This window comes from Stappia sp. ICDLI1TA098 (assembly GCF_054880955.1).
The window spans coordinates 663517-685844 of sequence record NZ_JBTZBT010000001.1 but is presented as its reverse complement, the minus strand read 5'-3'; the positions used below and the strand labels follow the sequence as shown (position 1 = coordinate 685844).

Sequence of the window (22328 nt, the reverse complement as noted above, 5' to 3'; positions counted from 1 at the left end):
CGGAAAGCCCCGACCGGAAACGGCCGGGGCTTTCGGCTTTTCAGGGACGCCTTGCAGCGAAGGTCAGGTGCGGTTGATCGAAACGCCGCCGTCGACCAGCATCGCCGTTCCGGTGGTGAAGCTGGAGGCCGGAGAGGCAAGGTAGAGCGCGGTCCCGGCGATCTCCTCGGGTGAAGAGATGCGCTTGAGCGCATGCAGGCTCTCCACGAAGGCCAGCGCCTCCGGCGTCGAAGCCGCCTCGCGTCCCATCGGCGTGTCGATGCCGCCTGGCAGGATCGCATTGACCCGGATCCCCTTCGCGCCGACCTCGGCGGCCAGCACCTTGGTCAGGCCGACCAGGCCGGCCTTGCTGGCGGCATAGGCTGCCATGCCCGGCAGGCCGGCGGTATGGCCGACAAATGTGGACGTGAAGATCACCGAGCCACCGCCCCGCTCCTCCATGGCCGGAAGCTGGTATTTCGCCCCCAGAAACCCGCTGGTCAGGTTGGTGGCGAGCACCGTGTTCCAGTCGTCGAGCGACAGGGACGACACGGGCTCCATGGGGCCGATCATGCCCGCATTGTTGAACGCGATGTCGAGGCCGCCGAAGCGGTCCCTCGCCAGATCGACCAGCGCCCTTGCGTAGTCCTCCTCCTGCACGTCGCCGGCCAGAACCGCCGCCCGGCCGCCTGCCCGCTCGATCTCCCCGGCGACCTCCTCAAGCTCGCCCCGGCGCCGCGCGCCAAGAACGACGGCACAGCCTTGCGCGGCGAAGAGCCGCGCTGTCGCCGCCCCCAGCCCGGAGCTCGCCCCGGTGATGATTGCGACCTTGTCTTCCAGTATCGGCATGAAACCCTCCATCGCCGTTGCAATGGCAGGCTTGGTAGGCGGGGAGAGCGCGCGGCGACACCCGATAGCAGATCGGCGAGGTTATCCCTGAGCGGGAGCCCGAACGGGAAAAACGGGCCGCGAAACGCCTCCCGCCGCTGCAAAGCGCACAAAACCCCCTTCCTTCCGGACGGCCAGCGCGCTAGAAGCGGGCCAACTGCCCAGCCGGTGGACGCCAACGCGCGCCGGCGCCGACTTGCGGAGACATCCCCCGATGAAAGCACGTGTGACCGTCACCCTGAAATCCGGCGTTCTCGACCCTCAGGGTCAGGCGATCGAGGGCGGCCTCGCCGCGCTTGGCTTCGCCGGGGTCGACAGTGTCCGCCAGGGCAAGGTGTTCGACGTGCAGTTGTCGGGCCGCGACGCGCAGGCCGCGCGCGACGATCTCACCGCCATGTGCGAGAAGCTGCTCGCCAACACGGTGATCGAGAATTACGCCATCGAGATCCTCTGAGGGGATCGCGGCCACGCACGACGACGGAGCACCCATGGACGATGACAGCGCCCGGGCGATCCGCTTTCTGCTGATCAAGGCCGCGTTGTTCATCGTTCTGCCGGCCGCGCTCGCGCTCGCCGCCGCGATCTTTCTGGTCTGACCCGTTTCCGCCCCGCGCTCCAAGGGAGACAAGACGTCATGAAGTCCGCCGTCATCACCTTCCCCGGCTCCAACCGCGAGCGCGACATGATGCACGCGCTCAGGCTCGCGACCGGTGTCGAGCCCGTCTCCGTGTGGCATGCCGACACCAGCCTGCCCGACGTCGACCTTGTCGTCCTGCCCGGCGGCTTTTCCTATGGCGACTATCTGCGCTCCGGCGCGATCGCCGCACGCGCGCCCATCATGGATGCGGTGCGCGACTTCGCGGCGAAGGGCCGCCTGGTGCTCGGCGTCTGCAACGGCTTCCAGATGCTCACCGAGGCTGGCCTGCTGCCCGGCGCGCTGATGCGCAACCAGGGACTGACCTTCGTCTGCCGCGAGGTTCTGCTGGAGACCGCCTCGACCGCGAGCCCCTTCACCCGCAACCTGACGAAGGGCGACGTCTGGCGCTGCCCGGTCGCCCACCACGACGGCAACTATTTCGCCGACGCCGAGACGCTGAAGGCGCTGGAAGACGCGGACCGCGTCGCCTTCCGCTATGCGAAGGGCACCAACCCGAACGGCTCGGCCCATGATATCGCCGGCATCGTCAACCAGGCCGGCAACGTGCTTGGCATGATGCCGCACCCGGAAAACTACGTCGACAGCCTGCAGGCGTCGACGGACGGCGCCGCCTTCTTCGCCGGAATCGCCGGGGCGCTGGAGACGGCGTAACGTCCTGCGCGCCCGCGGCCGCACTCCCGGAGGTCCGTGCCTTATGGCGAAACTCGAACTGTCCCGCGACGAGACCACGGCCATCGCCGACTGGCTGCGCACAGCACTTGAGGAAGAGACCGGCTCCGCCATCGGCCCGTTCGAGGCCGAAACGCTGGTCGGCGCCCTGGTGCGCGACATCGCCGGCCACTTCTACAACCGCGGCCTCCACGACGCCCGCGCGGCGATCTCCGCCCGCCTCGACGAGGTCGGCGAGATCGTCTACGCGATGGAACAGGCAAACGTTCTGGAGCGTGGGCGCTAGCCTCTCAGCCGGTCACAAAGCGGATCGCCCCCGGATCAACCTCGATCTCCAGCACTTGCGCCGCCATCGGCTCGCCGTCGAGATTGACCGCGAGGTCCTCGTCCGCCTCGACCGTCAGCCGCGTGAAGCGATGGGTGCGCGCATAGCCCTGAAGGCCCGTCTCGTTCTCCTTCACCAGACTGGAAAGAAGCGCCATCATGTGATCCGCGTCAGGCTTGGGAAACAGCGAGAGATCGAGCTTGCCGTCATCGACGCGGGCGTCCGCGCACAGCGCCACGCCGCCGCCGGCCAGTCGGCCGTTGCCCACCGCCAGCGCCATGAACTCTCCGTCGAAGGAAAAGCCCTCGCCCGAGATCCGCGCCCGCGTGGGCGTGAGCTCGGCGAAGCGGCTGGCGCCGGCGATCAGATAGGCCGCCCCGCCCAGCAGCCGCTTGGCGCGCGGATCGGCCTCGCGGGTGATTCTCGTCACCGCCCCGGCGCTGGCGACATTGACGAAGACCCGCCCGTTGATCCGCCCGACATCGATCGGCTTTGCCGCGCCCCGGGCGCACAGCAGCAGCGCCGAGCCCATGTTGTCCACCGGAAGGCCGAGGCCGGCGGCGAAATCATTGGCCGTCCCCAGCGGCAGCACCGCGAAGGCACAGGGCGGCGCGGGCCGCGCCTCGAGTGCTGCCGCCACCACCTGATTGAGCGTGCCGTCGCCGCCACCGGCGACGACCACATCTGGCAGGTCATCGCCCTCGCGCCCGACCACCTCGCGCGCGAAACGAGCCGCATCGCCAGCATCATAGGTCACCCGCACCTCCACCCGGTGCCCGCGCCCGCGCACCGCCTCAACCGCCGCGCGCACATCCTCGCGTTGCGCCGACTTGCCATTGAGGATCAGATGCAGATGCCGTTCGTCCTGCGCCATGGTGTCCGTTTTCCTTGCTTGCGAGAGGCCGCGAAATACCGCGGATGAATGTCTGCAATTCCATTTGTGCGCCCGGTTTGCTAAACGGGCGCATCTTCCGTTTCCGAGGTCCGAACCGAACATGATCCCCAACGACATCGCGATCACGCCCGAGCTGATCGAGGCCCACGGCCTGAAGCCCGACGAGTACGAGCGCATTCTGGCGCTGATCGGGCGGACCCCGACCTTCACCGAGCTTGGCATCTTCTCGGCCATGTGGAACGAGCACTGTTCCTACAAGTCCTCCAAGAAGTGGCTGAAGACGCTGCCGACCACCGGCGAGCGCGTGCTCCAGGGCCCGGGAGAGAACGCGGGTGTCGTCGACATCGGCGACGGCGAGGCGGTGGTCTTCAAGATGGAGAGCCACAACCACCCCTCCTATATCGAGCCCTATCAGGGGGCGGCAACAGGCGTCGGCGGCATCCTGCGTGATGTCTTCACCATGGGCGCGCGTCCCGTGGCGGCGATGAACGCGCTGCGCTTCGGCGCGCCCGAGCATCCGCGCACCCGCCACCTTGTCTCCGGCGTCGTTGCCGGTGTCGGCGGCTACGGCAACTCCTTCGGCGTGCCGACGGTCGGCGGCGAGGTCGAGTTCCACGCCCGCTACAACGGCAATTGCCTGGTCAACGCCTTCGCTGCCGGCATCGCCCGCACCGACGGCATCTTCCTCTCCAAGGCCGAGGGCATCGGCCTGCCCGTCGTCTATCTCGGTGCCAAGACCGGCCGTGATGGCGTCGGTGGCGCGACCATGGCCTCGGCCGAGTTCGATGAGACCATCGAGGAGAAGCGCCCGACCGTGCAGGTCGGCGACCCCTTCACCGAGAAGTGCCTGCTGGAGGCCTGCCTGGAGCTGATGCGCACCGGCGCCGTTGTCGCGATCCAGGACATGGGCGCGGCCGGCCTGACCTGCTCGGCGGTGGAAATGGGCGCCAAGGGCAACCTCGGTATCGACCTGGATCTCGACAAGGTGCCGGTGCGCGAAGAGCGCATGACCGCCTACGAGATGATGCTCTCCGAGAGCCAGGAGCGCATGCTCATGGTGCTGAAGCCGGAGAAGGAGGACGAGGCCAAGGCGATCTTCCGCAAGTGGGGTCTCGACTTCGCCATCGTCGGCGTCACCACGGACACGCTGCGCTTCGTTGTCCGCCACCAGGGCGAGACCGTGGCCGACCTGCCGATCAAGGAACTCGGCGACGAGGCTCCCGAGTATGACCGTCCCTGGGCGGAAACCGTGAAGCAGCCGACGATCCCGGCCTCCGAGATCGCGGAGCCGGCCGACTACGCCGCTGCCTTGCTGACGCTGGTCGGCAACGCCAACGGCGCCTCGCGCCGCTGGGTCTACGAGCAGTATGACACGCTGGTCCAGGGCAACACCATCGCCTCCCCGGGCGGCGATGCCGGCGTCATCCGCGTCGGCGACACGGGCAAGGCGCTCGCCTTCGCGGTCGACGTCACGCCGCGTTACGTCGAGGCGGACCCCTTCGAGGGCGGCAAGCAGGCGGTCGCCGAATGCTGGCGCAACCTGACGGCCGTGGGCGCGGAGCCGCTCGCGGCCACCGACAACCTCAACTTCGGCAACCCGGAGCGCCCGGAAATCATGGGCCAGCTCGTCGGCGCCATCAAGGGCATCGGCGCGGCCTGCGAGGCGCTCGACATGCCCATCGTCTCGGGCAATGTCTCGCTCTACAACGAGACCAGCGGCGAAGGCATCCTGCCGACCCCGGCCATCGGCGGCGTCGGCCTGCTGGCGGACGTGACGAAGCGCGCCACCGCCTCCTTCAAGGCCGACGGCGACGTCATCGCCGTCATCGGCGGCAATGGCACCCACCTTGGCCAGAGCGCCTTCCTGCGCGACATCCTGGGCGCGGAGAAGGGCGCACCGCCGCCCGTCGACCTCGCCGCCGAGCGCCGCCGCGGCGACTTCGTGCGCGACCTCATCCGCGAAGGGCGGGTGACGGCGGTGCATGACATCTCCACCGGCGGCCTCGCCGTGACGCTCGCCGAGATGGCCATGGCCGGCCGGCGCGGCGCGCGCGTCAAGGTCGAAGGACCGGCCCATGCCGCCCTCTTCGGCGAGGACCAGGGCCGCTACGTGCTGACGCTGAACGCCGAGGAAGCTGACAGCGTCGTCGAGGACGCCCTCGACGCCGGGCTGGAGATCGCCGAGATCGGCCATGTCGGCGGACAGGATTTGACGGTTGAGGACATCCTCACCATATCCGTTGCAAAGCTCGCCGAGAGCCACGAGACTTGGTTCCCGGACTACATGGAAAAGACGCGCCAGGACTAGGCGCACGGAGCCGGCGGCCGATGAGGGCGCCGGCGGGCACAAGGACAGCACTATGGCAATGCAGGCACGCGAGATCGAGGCTCTGATCAGGGAGACATTTCCCGATGCCCGGATCGAGATCCGCGACCTCGCCGGCGACGGCGACCATTATGCCGCCGTCGTGGTGTCGGAGGCCTTCCGCGGCAAGTCTCGGGTGCAGCAGCACCAGATGGTCTATCAGGCGCTGAAGGGCAACATGGGCGGCGAGCTTCACGCCCTCGCACTGCAGACGAGCGCGCCGGACTGAGCGCCGGCCGACAGCAGGAACGAAACGCCGGACCTTGGACCCGGCGGAACGAAAGGACTGACCATGAGCATTCAGGACTGGATCAAGAACGAGGTCGGCGGCAATGACGTCGTCCTGTTCATGAAGGGCACCCCGGCTTTCCCGCAGTGCGGGTTCTCCGGACAGGTCGTGCAGATCCTCGATTACGTCGGCGTTCCCTACAAGGGCATCAACGTGCTCGAGGATGACGAGCTGCGCCAGGGTATCAAGACGTTCTCCAACTGGCCGACGATCCCCCAGCTCTACGTCAAGGGAGAGTTCCTCGGCGGCTGCGACATCATTCGCGAGATGTTCCAGAGCCAGGAGCTTCAGCAGCACTTCACGGACAACGGCATCGAAATCCGTCAGTCCGCGTAAGGCAGAGGTTAACAAATTGTTAACAAGGGGCGGATCGCAGTCGATCCGCCCTTTTATTTTGCAATTTTTACGAACTAGGAAATTTTTGCCGAATCAGCCTAAGATGAACACAGAATGAATACCCGTTTCAGCTTCCACTCAGCGGATACGGGGTAGTCCTCGGTCGTACCAGGGGTTCCCGGCACCGAAAGGATTGACAGATGCGGATCGCGAAACTCGCCGTCACCGGTATTGCGCTCAGCCTTGTTCTGGGTCTTGGGTCAATGGCTCAGGAATCGGATGCGGGCCTTCGCCGCATCTCCTGCGTCAAGCTCATGGTCTTCGCGCCCGCCAACGGCATCAGCGACGCGGATACCTGCCGCGCCCATGGCGGGCTTGCCGAGGCCGGCGCCGCCGCCGCCCCCGCTGCTCTCGTCATTCTCGTGCGCAACCGGCCGGCCGGCTCCGACCGCGGCCTTACCGCAAAAACCGGATCGTAAGTCCCGCTCGGCGGTTCACGCCGGGCCGTATTTGCGCACCGCGTCGAGTGCAAGCCCCGCGCCGACGCTTCCAAACACATCGCCCTGCACCACGCGCGCACCGGGAAACAGCCCGGTCAGCCGCTCGCGCACGAAGGGAATGGATGCCGAGCCGCCGGTGAGAAACACCGACGAGATCGCCTCCGCCCCGACGCCAGCCTGTTTCAGGCAGCCGGCAAGCGCACCCTCGATGCCGCCAACGGACTGCCCGATCGCCGCGACCAGATCCGCGCAGGCCACCTCGATGTCGAGATCGGTGTCGCGCAGGGGAAACCGCAGACGGTGGAGATCCTCATCGGAAAGCGCGATCTTCGCCTCCTCCACCGCACCGGCGAGCGCGTGCCCCTGACGCTCGGCGACCAGTTCCATAAGCCGTTCCACCAGTTCGGGCCGCGCGGCATCCTGCCTCAGCGCGCGCATCCGCGTATCGACCTGCGGCGCGTAGAGAAAATTGATCCGGTGCCAGGTGGCCAGCTCGAAATAGGCCCAGTTCGGCAGGTCGCGTCTGGCATCGCGCGACGGCGTTCCGTAGCCAAGCGCAGGCATCACCGTCCGCAGGCTGAGCAGCCGGTCGAAATCGGTACCGCCGATATGGATGCCGGTGCTGGCCAGGATGTCATCACGACGGTCGGGCTTGCCGCGACGCTCCGGCGACACCCGCACGATGGCGAAGTCGGAGGTGCCGCCGCCGAGATCGACGATCACGGCGAGTTCCTCGCCCGAAACCGAGCGCTCATAGTCGAGCGCCGCCGCGATCGGCTCAAACTGGAAGGCAACGGAGCTGAAGCCGGCGGCGCGGGCAATCGCCTCCAGTTCCCCCTCCGCGCGCAAGTCGGCCTCCTCGTTGTCATCGACGAAATGCACCGGACGGCCAAGCACGACGGCATCAAGTTCCCTGCCGGCGGCGGCTTCGGCGCGGTGCTTCACCTGCCCCAGATAGAGGCCGATGATTTCCGAGAAGGTCCAGCGCTGCGCCTTGATCATGGTCTTTTCGGCCATGGTGCTGGATCCGAGCACGCTCTTCAGCGAGCGCATCAGCCGGCCTTCGACGCCCTCGACATAGGCACTCACGGCCTCACGGCCGAAGCGGACATGCGTGTCCTCGAAAGAAAAGAACAGCGTGCTCGGCAGCACCACGCTCTCGCCCTCCAGGGGAAGAAGATGCGCAGCCCCGGCACCGTCGAGGATAGCGGCGGTGGAATTGGACGTGCCGAAGTCGATGCCGCAGGGCATTTGGGTGGTCATGGTCGGGCTCCGGAAGAAGAGGCGCCGGGGAGGGCGGCGCGAGAAACACGAAACCGGGGAAGGTGCGCCCTCCCCGGCTCCAGCGGTTGGTCTGATATGGAAGGGTCTATTCGGCGGCGAACATCGCCTGCGTCATGGCAAGGCCGGCGCCGCAAGGATCCGCGTCCTCGCGCGCATCGGCCGGCGTTGCGGAGCCTTCCGGCACCAGGCCGGCGAAATCGAACAGGCGCGGATCGTGGAGATGCGAGGGACGCACGTTCGCAAGCGCCCGCGCCATCACCGAAAGCCGCCCGGGGTGGGCGCGCTCCCACTCCTGAAGCAGCTTCTTCACCTCCGCCCGCTGCAGCCCGTCCTGGCTGCCGCACAGGTCGCAAGGAATGATCGGAACATCAAGCGCCTTGGCGAAACGGGCGATATCGTCCTCCGCGCAGCCGATGAGCGGGCGCAGCACCATGAGATCGCCGTCGTCATTGACGAGCTTCGGCGGCATGGAAGCGAGCCGCCCGCCGAAGAAGAGGTTCATGAACAGCGTCTCCAGCGCGTCCTCCCGGTGGTGGCCGAGCACGATCGCCTGGCACCCCTCCTCGCGCGCGGTGCGGTAGAGCAGGCCGCGCCGCAAACGCGAGCACAGCGAGCAATAGGTCTTGCCTGCCGGGATCTTGTCCGTGACGATGGAATAGGTGTCCTCGCGCACGATCCTGTGGGCAATGCCGTGGCGCTCGAAGAACTCGGGCAGGATATGCCCCGGAAACCCCGGCTGCGCCTGGTCGAGATTGCAGGCCAGCAGGTCGACCGGCAGGAGGCCGCGCCACTTGAGATCGAGCAGGACGGCAAGCAGCGTATAGCTGTCCTTGCCGCCGGACAGGCAGACGAGCCATTTCGGCGTGGCGCCGCTCGCCTCCACCATGGCGGCGGAAGAGATCGTCTCGCGCACCTGCCGGAGCAGGCGCTTACGCAGCTTCTTGAAGCCGACCGACGAGGGTGCATCGCGAAACAGCGCCGGACAATCGCCCTGCGGCCCGTCCATGTCGTCCCGCACGCCCGGCTCATCGGGGGCGATCTGTACGGTCTCGAGGCTCGTCATCGCGCTGGCACCATGGTCCTTGGGGCGGAAAGTCGCGGCAACATGCCAAAGGCTGCGCGCCGAGGCAAGGACGGCCGCGCGGCCGTCCCCGTTCCCATGCTCCGATTGCCCGGCATCGCTCCCGCGACGGCCTCATCCCTCGGCGATGTACCGCCAGGCGTTGCCCTTCGCCTCCACACGGCCGACGCCCGGCCAGGGCAGATGGTAGCCGATGAGAAGCAGCCCATCGCTCGCCGCCCGGTCGAGCAGGGCCCTGCGCGTCTTCACCGCGACCTCCGGCACCTGATCCGTCGACGGCTGCCAGTCCGGCCGCTCAAAGGAGACAGCCGGATGGGTCAGTGCGTCGCCGGTGACGACGAGTTGCTCGCCGCCATCCTCGACGAGAACCGACATGTGTCCCGGCGTGTGCCCGGGAGTGGCGATCATCGTCACGCCGGAGACGACGGCGTGGTCCGCGTCAACACGGGTGACCTTCTCCGCGACCGCGCCGAGATTGCGCTGCGCCCCCAGGGCAAAGGAATGGATCTGCTCCGGGTTGTTGGCAAGGAAGTCCGGATCCATCCAGAAGTCCCACTCCACCGCGCCCATCAGGTATTCGGCGTTGGGGAACCGCTCGCTCTCGTCGAAGTCGTCGATCACGCCCCAGACATGGTCCGGGTGGCCGTGGGTGAGCACGACATGGGTCACCGCCTCCCGGTCGAGCCCGGCCTCATCGAAGCTGTCGGCGAGCTGCCCGGCCTCGGCGAAGAAGTTCATGCCGGCGCCCGTGTCGATCAGGATCAGCGCATCGCCCTTGCGGATCAGCGTGATGTTGAGAGCGCTGTGCCGCACGGCGCTGTCGAAGCCGGCGGCGGTCAGAAACGCCCCCCGCTCCTCCTCGCCGACATTGGCGGCAAGCGTCGAGGCCGGCAGCACCAGCGCGCCGTCGCTCAAGACGGTGAGCCGCGTGTCGCCAAGCGTCAGCGAGTGTGCCGCGTCCGCCGCCCGGGCGCCAGGCGCCACCAGCGGCAGCCCGGCTGTCGCGCCGCCCATGACAAGGCCGGCCCGCGCAACGAAGGGCGCGGCAAGCCCCGCCCCCAGCACCTGACGCCTTGAAACCCGCGGGTTTCCGCTTCGATCCATCCTCGACATCGCATCCTCCTCCCCGGCCTTGCGGTCGACTCGTTCCGCCCATCATATTCGACTTGGCGAATATCAAAAGCCCGCATCCGTGAAAGGCCGCGCGACGCGAAACGAAAAAGGGGCGCATCCTGCGATGCGCCCCTTCGGATTTCGCTTCGAGAAGCGACAGATCAACGCGAGTAGAACTCGACGATGAGGTTCGGCTCCATCTGCACCGGATAGGGCACATCGCCCAGACCCGGAACACGCTGGAACGTCGCGGTCATCTTGCCGTGGTCGGCGACGACGTAGTCGGGAACGTCACGCTCGGCGAGCTGAGTCGCCTCGATGACGATCGCGAGCTGGCGCGACTTCTCACGAACCTCGATCACGTCGCCGGGCTTGCAACGGTAGCTACCGATGTTGACGCGACGACCATTGACCTTGATATGGCCGTGGTTGACGAACTGACGAGCGGCGAAAACGGTCGGCACGAACTTGGCGCGGTAGACCACCGCGTCGAGACGGCACTCGAGAAGACCGATGAGGTTCTCCGAAGTGTCACCCTTCATCCGCGAGGCTTCCACGTAGGTACGGTGGAACTGCTTCTCGGAGATGTTGCCGTAATAGCCCTTGAGCTTCTGCTTGGCGCGCAGCTGCACGCCGAAGTCGGAAAGCTTGCCCTTGCGGCGCTGGCCATGCTGGCCCGGGCCGTATTCGCGGCGATTGGCGGGAGACTTCGGACGACCCCAGATGTTTTCGCCCATCCGGCGGTCAAGCTTGTACTTTACACCATGGCGCTTCGACATGCGCGGTTCCTTCGCTAAAGGCGTCTAAAGGAAACACGCCCTCCTTTCCTGCTGCCTTCCGGGCTGCAGGCGACAGGACTCCCGGCCAAACAGCGCCGGCGCGGGTGTCCACGGGTGTGTGAAATGCAAAGCGGGCCACCAAGGCCTGCAGAGCCCGGTCTGCCTAGCCCAAAGCCGGGGGTGAGTCAAACGAATGTCGCCGGAAACGGGCATTTGACCGCCCCCCGGGACCGCGGAATTCCGCCGCCCCTCAGCCCTCCCGCGCGAGCAGTCGGGCCAGCAGCCCGGCGAGGTCGCGCCCGTCGGTCGAGACCGCCGCGTCGCCCCCGCCCTTCCGCCTGCCGCCGACCGCTCCCGGGCCGCCGAGCACCTCGACGAGACGCCGGGCAATCGCCGGCGCCGGGTCGATCCACTCCACCGGCCAAGGGGCCAGTTCGGCCAGGACATCGACCAGAAGCGGATAGTGCGTGCAGGCAAGCACCACGACATCCGTGCGCCGCCCGTCCTTCTCGACGAAACAGGGGGCAATCTCGGCGGCGATCGCCGCCCGGTCCGCGACACCGCCGGCGAGACGGTCCTCGGCGAGTGCGGCAAGTCGCCTGGAGCCGACGAGCGTCACCGCCACCTCGGAGGCGAAGCGATGGATCAGGTCGAACGTGTATTCCCGCTTCACGGTGCCCGGCGTCGCCAGCACGCTGACAAGACCGCTGCGGGTGTGCTCGGCCGCCGGCTTCACCGCCGGGACCGTGCCCACCACCGGAATGTCGAGCACGGCGCGCAGCGGCGGCAGAACCAGCGTCGAGGCTGTGTTGCAGGCGATGACCACCGCACGCGGCCGGTGCGCCTCGACAAGCCCGCGCACCAGTGCGACGCAATGCGTCGCAAGCGCCTCCGGCTGCCAGTCACCATAGGGAAACCCGGCGCAATCGGCAGCATAGAGAAGCGGAAGCTCCGACGCTGCGGCGCGGATCGCCCGCGCCACGCTCATGCCTCCGACACCGCTGTCGAAGACCAGCACGGGCCGTCCGTCGGCCCGGTCTTGGCCGGCCTTGCCTGCGGTCTGCGGGGTGTCTGTCATGACATCCCTCCTCGCCGCCGATTGCGGCGGATGCGTGTCAGCTCTCGCCGGCCTCGCCGTCGACGCCCGCATCCTTGCGCGGTCGCGTCTTGCGGCCCTCGAGCGCGGCGATGACGCCGCGCAGGGTCTTCACCTCCTGATCGGTCAGCGAGGCCTTCTGCAGGATGTTGCGCAGGTTGCGGACAATCGAGGGACGTTTCTCGCGCGGACGGAAGAAGTTGACCGTGTCGAGCGCGCCTTCCAGATGCTCGAAGAGACGCTGCAGGTCATCCTTCGAGGCCGGGGGATTGGCCTCCACGTCGAGGCGGAACGGCAGCGCCCCGCCATTCGCCTTCACCCGCCACTCATAGGAACACACCAGAACCGCCTGGGCGATGTTGAGCGAGGCGAAATCCGGATCGACCGGCAGCGTGACGATCTCGTCGGCGAGTGCCACCTCGTCGTTGTTGAGGCCCCACCGCTCGCGGCCGAACAGGAAGCCGACCTTCGTCCCCTGGACGCCGAGGCGCACCGACGTCGTCGCCGCCTCGTCCGGCCCGCTCACCGGCTTGGCGATCTCGCGCGAACGCGCCGTCGTGGCGAAGACGAAGCCCAGATCGGCAACCGCCGCCTCGACACTGTCGAAGACCTGAACGGCGTCGATGACATGGTCGGCACGGCTCGCGGCCGCGCGGGCCTTCTCGCTCGGCCATCCGTCACGCGGATTGACGATGCGCAGGTCCGAAAGGCCGAAATTGGCCATGGCGCGGGCGGCTGTGCCGATGTTCTCGCCAAGCTGCGGTTCGCACAGGATGACGCAGGGCGGAACGGGCGCGACGTCGCGCGCGGCCGGATCGATGTTGGCATTGCGTGTCATGGCGCGCAAATAGCCCAAGCCGCACCGTTTTTCCAGTGCCCAGAACGCAGGACATCCTCGCGGACAAGCAGCGCGTGCTGTAAGCTTTTGTTACGCCTTGTCGAAGAGTCTCGCGGAGCCGGAGTTTCCGTCCCGGTCTCGACGTCCGCACAGCCTGCCACACCGCAAGGAAATCAAACATGACGACACCCGCCGCCCCTGTCTCCGTTACCGATACCGTTCGTGCCAAGTGGGGCTGGTTCCTCGCGCTCGGCATTGCCCTGGTCATCGGCGGCGGACTGATGATCGCCCTGCCGCTGGCAAGCTCTATCGCCGTGACCCTGGTCATCGCCATGGTCTTTGCCGTCGCCGGCGTCCTGCAGATCTGGCACGCCTTCTCGGTCAAGGCCTGGTCCGGATTCCTGTGGAGCATCGCCACCGGCCTGATCGCGCTGATCGGCGGCGCCGCCGTCTATTTCAACCCGCTGGTCGGCACCTTCACGCTGACCCTGGTCGTCGCCGGCATCCTGCTGGCCCAGGGCATCACCCAGATCCTGCTCGCCCTCAAGGTGCGTCCGCACGACGGCTGGGGCTGGCTGCTGGTCGCCGGAGTGATCTCGCTCGCCGCCGGCCTGTGCATCTGGTTCGAGTTCCCCTCCTCAGCGCTGTGGGCACTCGGCTTGATGGGCGGCATCGCCGTTCTCATGAACGGCTGGAGCTATATCGCCATCGCGCTTGCCGCCCGCCGGCTCTCCAGCTTCTGACACACCGCGCCGGCAGCCTTGCCGGGCCGGAGAAGATCAGGAACGGCCGTCCGCCTCGCGGGCGGCCGTTTCCGTTGCGGCGGGCGGATCGAAATCGATGGTGAACCGCGAGCCCTCCCCGGGGATGCTGTCCGCATCGAGTTCCCAGCCGTGGCGCCGCGCGATGGCGGCGCAGATCGCCAGGCCCATGCCGGTGCCCGCATAGCGCTCGCGCGGATGCAGCCGGCGGAAAGGCTCGAACACAAGTCCCTTGTGGCGCATGTCGAAGCCAATGCCATTGTCGCTGACATGAACCTTCAGCGGCTTCCCCCCCTCCGCCCTTTCCACCTGGATGCGCACATGCGGCGGACGGTCGGGATCCGCGAACTTCACCGCGTTGCCGATGAGATTCTGGAAAAGCTGCTCCAGAAAGACCGCATCGCCGGCGATCTCGCCGGCCTGCGGATCGACGTCGATCCTCGCATGGCGTTCGCGGATAAGCTCCGACAAGCTGTCGCAGACCCGCTCGACGAGCGTGTCGATGCGCACCGTTTCCGCTTCCAGCGGCCGTTCGGACGCGGCGGAATAGGTGAGAAGATTGGAGATCAGCGCCCGCGCCCGACCGGCGGAGGCACGCATCACGCCGGCCGCGTAGCCGATCATCTCCTTGTCGCCGCTTTCCACGCCCTCCAGCAGCAGGTCGCTAAAGACCGCGATCTTGCGCACCGGCTCCTTCAGGTCATGGGAGGCGAGATTGTTGAACTGGCTAAGCCGCTCATTGGCCGCCCGCAGCTCCATGTTGGCGCGGGCAAGCTCGGCCGTGCGTTCCGCCACCCGCCGCTCCAGTTGCTCGCCAAGGCGCAGCAACTGCTGGCGCTCGCGCACGAGCAGCCCCCCCATCGACGCGCCGGCGACGAGAAGGCCGATGATGAGAAAGAGCACGAGATTGACGGTCTGCCGCAACTCCTCGCGCTGCTGCGTCGCCGCCGCCAGTTGGAGCCGGTAGACGGAGGAGCGAAACGAATCGAGAATCGGCTGAAGCGCAAGGAAGTCGGCACGGATCTTCTCGGCCATCGCCACATCGCCGGAGACCGCCTCCGCCAGCCGGTCGTCGGCAGCACGAAGGGCCGACGCCAGCGCCGACATGAGTTCGGGTGCGCCCTCGACCTCGCCGAACTCGCGCCCGGCCTCGCCTTCGTCCAGCCGGATCGCCCGGCTCCAGAGAATGTCGAAACGCGCAGAGACCTCCTCTCCATCGGCCGAGCGTCCGCCGTGGACGATGAAGGTGTCGAGCGCCTGCAGCAGATCCTGGAACTCGACGACGAGCTGGGCCGTGTACCAGATCATGCTCTGCCGGTATTCGGAGCGGTCGTCGTTGTTCTGGCCGTTGAGGATCGACAGCACGAAGAACAGCGAGCCGGTAATGATCGCCACCCCGACAAGAAGCGACAAATAGAGCGCGCGAACCCATCTCTTGCCGTGATCCATCGCGATGCGGGCCCGTGTTGCGGGCGCCGGGACGGCGCCTCCAGTTCCGGCGGAGGGCGAAAGGCCCTCCGGCCGGCTGAACCTTACAGGCCGCTCCGGAACGAGAAAAGGCCGCGCATGCGCGGCCTTGCTGCAGAAAGACAGGCCCCTCGCAGGGCGGAGAAAGAGCGCCTGGCCGGGGCGCGACCGCGTGCCTCAAGGTTTGACGATCACTTCCTTGAGCTGCCAGATCGCCCGCGAATAGTACAACTCGGAGCGCATGTCCTCGCGCGTGTCCCAGGGATAGATCACCCACAGCGGGCCGCGCTCGCGCACGCCGATAGACTTGCCGTCGACCCTGAGCGCCAGAATCATGTCGGATGAACGCGGGTCCTCCATCGGAATCTCGACCCGGTAGTCGTTGAGCGCCACGGCCTCGATCCGCGTGCCTTCGGCGCGCGCGGCGTCGAGCACGTCGCGCAACAGCGGTCCCTCGAACAGGGTGGCGGCATCCGTCCAGGGGGTATCGGCGCGAACGGAATGAATCCCCAGAGCGACCAGATCCTCGCGGGTGAAGACCACCGGCGTGCCGCCCGGCACGTTCCCGCTCACCACAAGGATCTCCTGCGCGGCGCGAGCATCGCGCGTTGCAAGCGGGGAAAGGACGAGCGTCAGGGCGAGAAAGCCAAGGAGCATGAGCCGCATCGACAACGACACGGGTGACTGCAGGCAGAGCGCGGCCTTGCGTTTCAGGGCTGGCATGACTGCCTCCTATCCGAATTCTTGACAGTATGACCTATGCGCCGAATTGCCATATCTGGCAAGCATGACGCGTCCGTCATCCTCAATCGCGTAGAATGACGAAAGGCCGACTTTGCGTTTGGCCGGCCCTTTGCTATAGGGGCCGCACGGCATTGTCGGCGGCGGTTCGCGCTGCCTGACAGGACGAGCGGAATCGGGCGCAGAAGCTGCGCACGCCACCCCAGACGCGAGGTCATCAGCACATGGCGAAGATTAAGGTTGTCAATCCGGTTGTCGAGCTCGACGGCGACGAGATGACGCGGATCATCTGGCAGTTCATCAAGGACAAGCTGATCCATCCCTACCTCGACATCGATCTGAAGTATTACGACCTCGGCATCGAGAAGCGCGACGAGACCAACGACCAGATCACCGTCGACGCAGCCAACGCGATCAAGAAGTACGGCGTCGGCGTCAAGTGCGCCACGATCACGCCGGACGAGGCGCGCGTCGAGGAATTCGGCCTGAAGAAGATGTGGCGTTCCCCGAACGGCACGATCCGCAACATCCTCGGCGGCGTGATCTTCCGCGAGCCGATCATCATCTCCAACGTTCCGCGCCTGGTGCCGGGCTGGACCCAGCCGATCATCGTCGGCCGTCATGCCTTCGGCGACCAGTACCGCGCCACCGACTTCAGGTTCCCCGGCAAGGGCAAGCTGACGATCAAGTTCGTCGGGGAAGACGGTGCCGAGATCGAGCACGAGGTCTTCGACGCGCCGTCGTCGGGTGTCGCCATGGCGATGTACAACCTCGATGATTCGATCCGCGATTTCGCTCGCGCCTCGTTCAACTACGCCCTGCAGCGCGGCGTTCCCTGCTACCTGTCGACCAAGAACACCATCCTGAAGGCCTATGACGGCCGCTTCAAGGACCTGTTCCAGGAAGTCTTCGACGCGGAGTTCAAGGAGCAGTACGAGGCCGCCAAGATCTGGTACGAGCACCGTCTCATCGACGACATGGTCGCTTCAGCGCTCAAGTGGTCGGGCGGCTACGTCTGGGCTTGCAAGAACTACGACGGCGACGTGCAGTCGGACATCGTCGCCCAGGGCTTTGGCTCGCTCGGCCTGATGACCTCGGTGCTGATGTCCCCGGACGGCAAGACCGTCGAGGCGGAAGCCGCTCACGGCACCGTCACCCGTCACTATCGCCAGCATCAGCGCGGCGAGGAGACCTCGACCAACCCGATCGCCTCGATCTTCGCCTGGACCCGCGGTCTCGCCCACCGCGCCAAGCTCGACGACAACGCCGATCTGGCGAAGTTCGCCCTGACGCTCGAGCAGGTCTGCATCAAGACCGTCGAGGATGGCAACATGACCAAGGATCTGGCGCTGCTCGTCGGCCCGGACCAGAAGTGGCTCACCACCAGCGGCTTCCTCGACAAGATCGACGAAAACCTGCAGAAAGCGATGTCCGCCTGACGGCCACGCCGAGACGTGAACCCGGAAAAGGCGCCCGTGTGGCGCCTTTTTCATGTCCGCCCGGCAGCATCGGGTGGACGGATTTTCTTCCTGGAGGACACCCCGTTGCACTCGTTCACGTCATTGCTTCCGCGGATCGCGCCGGTGCGCGCGGCCCTGGCGCTTGTCGCCATGCTTGCCCTGTGCGCTTCCCCTGCCCTTGCCCAGAGCGCGCGCGAGCCCGCCCGCGGGTCGGCCGAGCGATCCGCGATCATGGACGCCATCCGGCCGCTGGTGGAGGTGCGTGTCGGCGCCCCGGTCGAATTCGTCGTAGACCGGCTGAAGGTTGCCGGCCCCTGGGCCTTCGCCATCGTCAATCCGCAGCGCCCGGGCGGCGGGGCGATCGACCTGGCCACCACCACCTTCGCCGAGAACGCGGAATACATGGACGGCCTGACGACCTACGTCCTGCTCTATCAGGCCTATGACCGCTGGAACGTCGTCGATCAGGCCATCGGCCCGACGGACGCCTTCTGGTATGGCGACCCGCTCTATGAGCGACTGCCCGCGGGCCTCGTACCAAACTGACAGGCGAAAGCCGGACGGCACGCGCGCCCCGAGGGCCTCAGGCAGGCCGGATCCGGTCGCCCGGCACCGTGTCGTCCGGCAGATCGTCATCCGGCGTTTCTTCGTCCCGCGCCTGGGCGTCCTGCTCGCCGTCTTCCTCTCCGGAAAGGTCCGGCTGGGGGTCCTGCGCGAAAAGATCGGGCATGGTCTCCTCGACCTCCGGCATCGCCGCCTCGGTCGCGGGCTCTTCGCCGTCCCCGGCATCGCCCGCGCGTCTCCTGTCGACGGTGTCGGCCTGCGCGGCGACGATTTCTTCTTCCAGCATGTCCCCCCCCGAAGCATCGCGCCGGCGCATGACCTCATCGAGAACATGGCGGGCAACCGCGGGCTTGCGCCGCATCAGGCCGCGCAGATCATGAGAGTCGAGGACAAGAAGCTGGGTCGGGCTCACCGCAGATACGGTTGCCGTACGCCGCCGCTCGGCGAGCAGGGCCATCTCGCCGAAGAACGCCCCCTCCTCAAGCCGCATGCGCGATGTCTCGAAAACCGCCTCGACCGCTCCCGAGGCGATGAAATACATGCTGTTCGCAGGCTCGCCGCGCCGACTGATGACCTGCCCGGGCGCGGCCGACTGGGCCCGCAGCAGCTTGGTGATCTCGGCGATCTCCGCCGCCTTGAGGTCCTGGAACAGCGGCACGCGCGCAACCATGCCCCAGGTGATGGCGAAGTCGCGCGAATGAATCTCGCGGGCAAAGGCGGTGGCGACGATGCCCACCGGCAACGCGAACAGCCCATAGCCGAGCAACATCACCAGCCCGCCGATCATCTGGCCGATGCGCGTCACCGGCACCACATCACCGTAGCCGACGGTCGTGACCGTGGTCAGCGCCCACCAGATGGCGGCGGGAATTGTGCCAAGGCTGTCCGGCTGAACATGCCGCTCCGCCATGTACATGGCGGTCGCCGCCACCATGACCACGCCAAAGATGATGATGAGGCTGGCGCCGATGGCATGCCGCTCGGCAAAGACCGCGTTGGCGAGCGAGCGCAGCGCGGGCGAGTAGCGCGCGATCTTGAAGAACCGCGCAAGGCGCAGGAAGATCAGGACCTTGAAGTCGCCAGCGGACAGCAACGGCGCAAGCAGGAAGGGCAGAACGGCCAGCAGGTCGATGAGCGCCACCGGCTGCAGGGCGTAGCGAAGGCGTGCACCCAACGGCGTGTAGCGGCGGAAGGGCGGATGCAGGTCAGCGATCCACAGCCGCGCCAGATACTCCACGAGGAACACCGTGCCGATACACAATTCGGCAAACGCGAAGAGGTCTCCCCACTGCTCCTCGAAGTCGGGCTCGGTCTCAAGAGCAACGAGAAGCACGGCCGAGATGACGAGCGCAATCAGCAGCCGGTCCACCCAGCGCCCCTGCGCATCACCGGCGGGGCCGACCTCCAGCCAGCGGTAGACGCGGCGGCGCAGGCGCTGATAGGCCGACAGCCGCGTCTCGGCAGGCCGGGCGTGGTCCGTCGGGCGGGCCGGGTCGTCCGCCGCCTCCAAGCGAGGCTCGCGACCCGGCGCCACGCGTCAGGCTCCCGCGGGGCTCGCGGCGGCCTGCAGCCCCGCCTCGATGGCCGCGAAGGCCTCATCGGCGCGCGAGGCGTCAGAGCCGCCGGCCTGGGCCATGTCCGGCCGGCCACCGCCGCCCTTGCCGCCAAGCTGTTCGGCGGCAAGCCGCACGAGATCAACCGCCGAAATCCGGTCGGTCAGGTCTGCCGTCACCGCAACGACCACGGCCGCCTTGTTCTCCTCGCCACGGTTGACCAGCACAACCACGCCGGATCCAAGCTGGCCCTTCGCCTCATCGGCAAGCCCCTTGAGATCCTTCGGGTTTAGCCCCTCGACAACGCGGGCGAGCAGCTTGATGCCGGCGATATCCTTCGGTGCACCGGCCTCGCCGGCGCCGCCACCGCTCATCGCGAGCTTCTTGCGTGCATCGGCAAGCTCGCGCTCCAGACGGCGCCGCTCCTCGACGAGCGTAGCGACACGCGCCGCCACATCCGCAGGCGCCACCTTGAGCGCACCGGCGACGGCGCGCAGCCGCTCGTCCTGGCCGGAGAGATACTGGCGCGCGGCAGCCCCCGTCAGCGCCTCGACGCGGCGAACGCCCGCCGCGACCGCTCCTTCCGAGACCACCGTCACAAGACCGATGTCACCGGTGCGCGCGACATGAGTGCCGCCGCAAAGCTCCAGCGAATAGGTCTTGCCGGCCTTGTTGCCCTCAATCGCGCGGCCCATCGACACAACGCGCACCTCGTCGCCGTATTTCTCGCCGAAGAGCGCCATCGCGCCCTCCTCGATGGCCTCATCGACGCCCATCAGGCGGGTGGAGACCTCGCCGTTCTGCAGCACGATGGCATTGGCGAGATCCTCGACCCGCTTCAGCTCCTCCGCCGACATCGGCTTGGGATGGGAAAAGTCGAAGCGCAGGCGCTCGGGGCTGACCAGCGAGCCCTTCTGCGCCACATGGCCGCCGAGCACCTCGCGCAGCGCCTCGTGGACAAGGTGCGTGGCGGAGTGATTGGCGCGAATTCCGCTGCGGCGGCCTCCGTCGACCAGAAGCTCCAGCGCCACACCGACCGCAAGCGTGCCAGACACGACCTTGACCTCATGAACAAAGAGGCCGTCGGCTTTCTTCTGCGTGCCCGTGACCTCTATCTCGACGCCCTCGCCGCGCATCCAGCCGGTGTCGCCGACCTGACCGCCGGACTCGCCGTAGAAGGGTGTCTGGTTGAGCATAACCAGACCGGTGTCGCCGGCCGCGAGCGTCGCGACCTCGGTCCCGTCGCTGACCAGCGCGGTGACAACGCCCTCGGCCGTCTCCGTGTCGTAGCCCAGGAAATCGGTGGCTCCGAGCCGGTCCTTCAGCGCGAACCAGACCGTGTCGGTCGCCGCCTCGCCGGAGCCCGACCATGCGGCGCGCGCCTCGGCGCGCTGACGCTCCATGGCGGTGCGGAAGCCATCGGTGTCGACACCGATGCCGCGGGCACGCAGCGCGTCCTGGGTCAGATCCAGCGGGAAGCCGTAGGTGTCATAGAGCTTGAAGGCGGTCTCGCCGTCGAACTCCGCGCCCTCTCCCAGATCGGCACTCGCCTCGTCGAGCAGCGACAGGCCACGTTCCAGCGTCTTGCGGAAACGGGTTTCCTCGAGCCGCAGCGTTTCGGTGATCAACGCCTCGGCGCGGCCAAGCTCCGGATAGGCCCGGCCCATCTCGCGCACCAGCGTCGGCACCAGCCGCCACATCAGCGGATCGCTCGCGCCCAGCAGGTGCGCGTGGCGCATGGCGCGGCGCATGATGCGGCGAAGCACATAGCCGCGCCCCTCGTTCGAGGGCAGCACGCCGTCGGCAATCAGGAAGCTGGTGGAACGCAGGTGATCGGCGATCACCCGGTGGCTGGCGCGCGCGTCGCCTTCGGCCTCGACGCCGACTGCATTGACGGAAGCCGCGATCAGCGCCCGGAACAGATCGATATCGTAATTGTCATGAACGCCCTGCAGAACGGCGGCGACGCGCTCCAGTCCCATGCCCGTGTCGATCGAGGGACGCGGCAGGTCGACGCGCTCGCCGGGAAGCTGCTCGTACTGCATGAAGACGAGGTTCCAGATCTCGATGAACCGGTCGCCGTCCTCTTCCGGCGAGCCCGGAGGGCCGCCCCAGATGTGCTCGCCATGATCGAAGAAGATCTCGGAGCACGGCCCGCACGGGCCGGTGTCGCCCATCGCCCAGAAATTGTCGGAGGTGGGGATGCGGATGATCCTGTCGTCGGAAAGCCCCGCAATCTTCTTCCACAGGGCATGCGCCTCTTCATCCTCGGAGTAGACGGTGACGAGAAGCTTGTCCTGCGGCAGTGCGAACTCCTTGGTGATCAGGTTCCAGGCAAGCTCGATGGCCCGGTCCTTGAAGTAGTCGCCGAAGGAGAAATTGCCCAGCATCTCGAAGAACGTGTGATGGCGGGCGGTGTAGCCGACATTGTCGAGGTCATTGTGCTTGCCGCCGGCGCGCACGCATTTCTGCGCCGTCGTCGCGCGCTGGTAGTCGCGCTTCTCGAGCCCGGTGAAGACGTTCTTGAACGGAACCATGCCCGCATTGGTGAACATCAGGGTCGGATCGTTGCGCGGCACCAGCGGCCCGGACGCCACGATCTCGTGACCGTTCTTGGCGAAATACTCAAGAAACGCCGACCGGATTTCGTTTACACCGCTCATGAAGCCGCCCATTGCTCGCTGGCG

23 protein-coding genes and 1 pseudogene are annotated in these 22328 nt (G+C 67.0%); 11 read left to right on the top strand and 13 right to left on the bottom strand.

From position 1 onward, the window contains the following. Positions 1–63 precede the first annotated feature (63 nt). The gene (locus tag ACSLUQ_RS02985; protein ID WP_461807666.1) at positions 64–828 is read right to left on the bottom strand and encodes an SDR family oxidoreductase; all 765 of its coding nucleotides are present in this window, start codon (positions 826–828) and stop codon (positions 64–66) included. Positions 829–1081: 253 nt separating this feature from the next. Between ACSLUQ_RS02985 and purS the strand changes: the two genes are divergently transcribed. The 4 genes from purS to ACSLUQ_RS02965 are packed head-to-tail and all read left to right on the top strand — an operon-like array spanning position 1082 to position 2480. Further along, positions 1082–1321: a phosphoribosylformylglycinamidine synthase subunit PurS gene (gene purS / locus ACSLUQ_RS02980; RefSeq protein ID WP_417770818.1), complete on the top strand. Its 240-nt coding sequence runs from the start codon at positions 1082–1084 to the stop codon at positions 1319–1321. Positions 1322–1355: 34 nt separating this feature from the next. After that, positions 1356–1463 (top strand): phosphoribosylformylglycinamidine synthase-associated small membrane protein, encoded by a 108-nt coding sequence (locus tag ACSLUQ_RS02975; protein ID WP_417770819.1) that lies wholly within the window; start codon positions 1356–1358, stop codon positions 1461–1463. Between the two features lie 38 nt (positions 1464–1501). Beyond that, complete coding sequence (gene purQ / locus ACSLUQ_RS02970) at positions 1502–2176, top strand: phosphoribosylformylglycinamidine synthase subunit PurQ (protein WP_461807665.1); 675 nt, start codon at positions 1502–1504, stop codon at positions 2174–2176. Positions 2177–2219: 43 nt separating this feature from the next. Continuing rightward, entirely contained in the window at positions 2220–2480 is a 261-nt protein-coding gene (locus ACSLUQ_RS02965) for a DUF2164 domain-containing protein (protein WP_461807664.1), read from the top strand. Between the two features lie 4 nt (positions 2481–2484). On the opposite strand, the gene yegS is transcribed toward ACSLUQ_RS02965, so the two are convergent. Continuing rightward, positions 2485–3393, bottom strand: a complete 909-nt coding sequence (gene yegS / locus ACSLUQ_RS02960; protein WP_461807663.1) for a lipid kinase YegS — start codon at positions 3391–3393, stop codon at positions 2485–2487. A 121-nt stretch (positions 3394–3514) separates the two neighbouring features. On the opposite strand from yegS, the gene purL reads away from it, so the two are divergent. The 4 genes from purL to ACSLUQ_RS02940 all read left to right on the top strand — a co-directional run bounded on the left by purL (position 3515) and on the right by ACSLUQ_RS02940 (position 6883). After that, complete coding sequence (purL, locus tag ACSLUQ_RS02955; RefSeq protein ID WP_461807662.1) at positions 3515–5722, top strand: phosphoribosylformylglycinamidine synthase subunit PurL; 2208 nt, start codon at positions 3515–3517, stop codon at positions 5720–5722. A gap of 52 nt (positions 5723–5774) precedes the next feature. Further along, positions 5775–6008, top strand: a complete 234-nt coding sequence (locus tag ACSLUQ_RS02950; protein ID WP_417770824.1) for a BolA family protein — start codon at positions 5775–5777, stop codon at positions 6006–6008. Positions 6009–6071: 63 nt separating this feature from the next. Beyond that, entirely contained in the window at positions 6072–6404 is a 333-nt protein-coding gene (grxD, locus tag ACSLUQ_RS02945; protein WP_417770825.1) for a Grx4 family monothiol glutaredoxin, read from the top strand. Positions 6405–6604: 200 nt separating this feature from the next. Continuing rightward, positions 6605–6883, top strand: coding sequence for an antitermination protein (locus tag ACSLUQ_RS02940; RefSeq protein WP_417770826.1), 279 nt, complete (start codon positions 6605–6607; stop codon positions 6881–6883). 15 nt (positions 6884–6898) lie between these two features. Here ACSLUQ_RS02940 and ACSLUQ_RS02935 read toward each other — a convergent pair whose 3' ends face one another. The 6 genes from ACSLUQ_RS02935 to ACSLUQ_RS02910 form a co-directional block, all read right to left on the bottom strand. Beyond that, positions 6899–8167 carry an Hsp70 family protein gene (locus ACSLUQ_RS02935; protein WP_417770827.1) on the bottom strand — a complete coding sequence of 423 codons (1269 nt, stop codon included), beginning with the start codon at positions 8165–8167 and terminating at the stop codon, positions 6899–6901. A 106-nt stretch (positions 8168–8273) separates the two neighbouring features. After that, complete coding sequence (gene ttcA / locus ACSLUQ_RS02930; protein WP_417771204.1) at positions 8274–9194, bottom strand: tRNA 2-thiocytidine(32) synthetase TtcA; 921 nt, start codon at positions 9192–9194, stop codon at positions 8274–8276. A gap of 189 nt (positions 9195–9383) precedes the next feature. Then, positions 9384–10382 carry an MBL fold metallo-hydrolase gene (locus ACSLUQ_RS02925; protein WP_461807661.1) on the bottom strand — a complete coding sequence of 333 codons (999 nt, stop codon included), beginning with the start codon at positions 10380–10382 and terminating at the stop codon, positions 9384–9386. Between the two features lie 161 nt (positions 10383–10543). Beyond that, complete coding sequence (rpsD, locus tag ACSLUQ_RS02920; protein WP_417770829.1) at positions 10544–11161, bottom strand: 30S ribosomal protein S4; 618 nt, start codon at positions 11159–11161, stop codon at positions 10544–10546. A gap of 250 nt (positions 11162–11411) precedes the next feature. After that, positions 11412–12239, bottom strand: coding sequence for a glutamate racemase (gene murI / locus ACSLUQ_RS02915; RefSeq protein WP_461807660.1), 828 nt, complete (start codon positions 12237–12239; stop codon positions 11412–11414). Positions 12240–12276: 37 nt separating this feature from the next. Beyond that, positions 12277–13095 carry an RNA methyltransferase gene (locus tag ACSLUQ_RS02910; protein ID WP_461807659.1) on the bottom strand — a complete coding sequence of 273 codons (819 nt, stop codon included), beginning with the start codon at positions 13093–13095 and terminating at the stop codon, positions 12277–12279. Positions 13096–13274: 179 nt separating this feature from the next. On the opposite strand from ACSLUQ_RS02910, the gene ACSLUQ_RS02905 reads away from it, so the two are divergent. Continuing rightward, positions 13275–13838 (top strand): HdeD family acid-resistance protein, encoded by a 564-nt coding sequence (locus ACSLUQ_RS02905; RefSeq protein ID WP_461807658.1) that lies wholly within the window; start codon positions 13275–13277, stop codon positions 13836–13838. A gap of 36 nt (positions 13839–13874) precedes the next feature. Here the strand turns inward: ACSLUQ_RS02905 and ACSLUQ_RS02900 are convergent, their stop codons facing one another. Further along, complete coding sequence (locus ACSLUQ_RS02900; RefSeq protein ID WP_461807657.1) at positions 13875–15305, bottom strand: sensor histidine kinase; 1431 nt, start codon at positions 15303–15305, stop codon at positions 13875–13877. A 195-nt stretch (positions 15306–15500) separates the two neighbouring features. Beyond that, on the bottom strand, positions 15501–16046 hold the full coding sequence (locus tag ACSLUQ_RS02895) for a putative pterin-binding protein (RefSeq protein ID WP_417770834.1): 546 nt from the start codon (positions 16044–16046) through the stop codon (positions 15501–15503). Positions 16047–16288: 242 nt separating this feature from the next. On the opposite strand from ACSLUQ_RS02895, the gene ACSLUQ_RS02890 reads away from it, so the two are divergent. Then, positions 16289–17503, top strand: coding sequence for an NADP-dependent isocitrate dehydrogenase (locus tag ACSLUQ_RS02890; RefSeq protein ID WP_417770835.1), 1215 nt, complete (start codon positions 16289–16291; stop codon positions 17501–17503). A 105-nt stretch (positions 17504–17608) separates the two neighbouring features. Then, positions 17609–18070, top strand: coding sequence for a hypothetical protein (locus ACSLUQ_RS02885; RefSeq protein ID WP_461807656.1), 462 nt, complete (start codon positions 17609–17611; stop codon positions 18068–18070). A gap of 37 nt (positions 18071–18107) precedes the next feature. Here ACSLUQ_RS02885 and ACSLUQ_RS02880 read toward each other — a convergent pair whose 3' ends face one another. From ACSLUQ_RS02880 to alaS, 3 genes and pseudogenes are all read right to left on the bottom strand, one after another. After that, on the bottom strand, positions 18108–18758 hold the full coding sequence (locus ACSLUQ_RS02880; RefSeq protein WP_461808460.1) for a cyclic nucleotide-binding domain-containing protein: 651 nt from the start codon (positions 18756–18758) through the stop codon (positions 18108–18110). Positions 18759–18851: 93 nt separating this feature from the next. Continuing rightward, positions 18852–19421: pseudogene (locus ACSLUQ_RS02875) on the bottom strand (ion transporter); the annotation flags it as partial. A gap of 204 nt (positions 19422–19625) precedes the next feature. Beyond that, on the bottom strand, positions 19626–22304 hold the full coding sequence (gene alaS / locus ACSLUQ_RS02870) for an alanine--tRNA ligase (RefSeq protein ID WP_461807655.1): 2679 nt from the start codon (positions 22302–22304) through the stop codon (positions 19626–19628). Between the last annotated feature and the right edge of the window lie 24 nt (positions 22305–22328).

Coding starts and splice junctions, on each gene's coding strand:
- murI (WP_461807660.1), bottom strand. CDS start 12,239: ATGACAGACACCCCGCAGACCGCAGGCAAGGCCGGCCAAGACCGGGCC.
- purS (WP_417770818.1), top strand. CDS start 1,082: ATGAAAGCACGTGTGACCGTCACCCTGAAATCCGGCGTTCTCGACCCT.
- purQ (WP_461807665.1), top strand. CDS start 1,502: ATGAAGTCCGCCGTCATCACCTTCCCCGGCTCCAACCGCGAGCGCGAC.
- alaS (WP_461807655.1), bottom strand. CDS start 22,304: ATGAGCGGTGTAAACGAAATCCGGTCGGCGTTTCTTGAGTATTTCGCC.
- purL (WP_461807662.1), top strand. CDS start 3,515: ATGATCCCCAACGACATCGCGATCACGCCCGAGCTGATCGAGGCCCAC.
- ACSLUQ_RS02950 (WP_417770824.1), top strand. CDS start 5,775: ATGGCAATGCAGGCACGCGAGATCGAGGCTCTGATCAGGGAGACATTT.
- ACSLUQ_RS02935 (WP_417770827.1), bottom strand. CDS start 8,167: ATGACCACCCAAATGCCCTGCGGCATCGACTTCGGCACGTCCAATTCC.
- ACSLUQ_RS02900 (WP_461807657.1), bottom strand. CDS start 15,305: ATGGATCACGGCAAGAGATGGGTTCGCGCGCTCTATTTGTCGCTTCTT.
- ACSLUQ_RS02890 (WP_417770835.1), top strand. CDS start 16,289: ATGGCGAAGATTAAGGTTGTCAATCCGGTTGTCGAGCTCGACGGCGAC.
- grxD (WP_417770825.1), top strand. CDS start 6,072: ATGAGCATTCAGGACTGGATCAAGAACGAGGTCGGCGGCAATGACGTC.
- rpsD (WP_417770829.1), bottom strand. CDS start 11,161: ATGTCGAAGCGCCATGGTGTAAAGTACAAGCTTGACCGCCGGATGGGC.
- ACSLUQ_RS02975 (WP_417770819.1), top strand. CDS start 1,356: ATGGACGATGACAGCGCCCGGGCGATCCGCTTTCTGCTGATCAAGGCC.
- ACSLUQ_RS02940 (WP_417770826.1), top strand. CDS start 6,605: ATGCGGATCGCGAAACTCGCCGTCACCGGTATTGCGCTCAGCCTTGTT.
- ACSLUQ_RS02985 (WP_461807666.1), bottom strand. CDS start 828: ATGCCGATACTGGAAGACAAGGTCGCAATCATCACCGGGGCGAGCTCC.
- ACSLUQ_RS02925 (WP_461807661.1), bottom strand. CDS start 10,382: ATGTCGAGGATGGATCGAAGCGGAAACCCGCGGGTTTCAAGGCGTCAG.
- ttcA (WP_417771204.1), bottom strand. CDS start 9,194: ATGGACGGGCCGCAGGGCGATTGTCCGGCGCTGTTTCGCGATGCACCC.
- ACSLUQ_RS02880 (WP_461808460.1), bottom strand. CDS start 18,758: ATGGTTGCGCGCGTGCCGCTGTTCCAGGACCTCAAGGCGGCGGAGATC.
- ACSLUQ_RS02905 (WP_461807658.1), top strand. CDS start 13,275: ATGACGACACCCGCCGCCCCTGTCTCCGTTACCGATACCGTTCGTGCC.
- ACSLUQ_RS02965 (WP_461807664.1), top strand. CDS start 2,220: ATGGCGAAACTCGAACTGTCCCGCGACGAGACCACGGCCATCGCCGAC.
- ACSLUQ_RS02895 (WP_417770834.1), bottom strand. CDS start 16,046: ATGCCAGCCCTGAAACGCAAGGCCGCGCTCTGCCTGCAGTCACCCGTG.
- ACSLUQ_RS02910 (WP_461807659.1), bottom strand. CDS start 13,095: ATGACACGCAATGCCAACATCGATCCGGCCGCGCGCGACGTCGCGCCC.
- yegS (WP_461807663.1), bottom strand. CDS start 3,393: ATGGCGCAGGACGAACGGCATCTGCATCTGATCCTCAATGGCAAGTCG.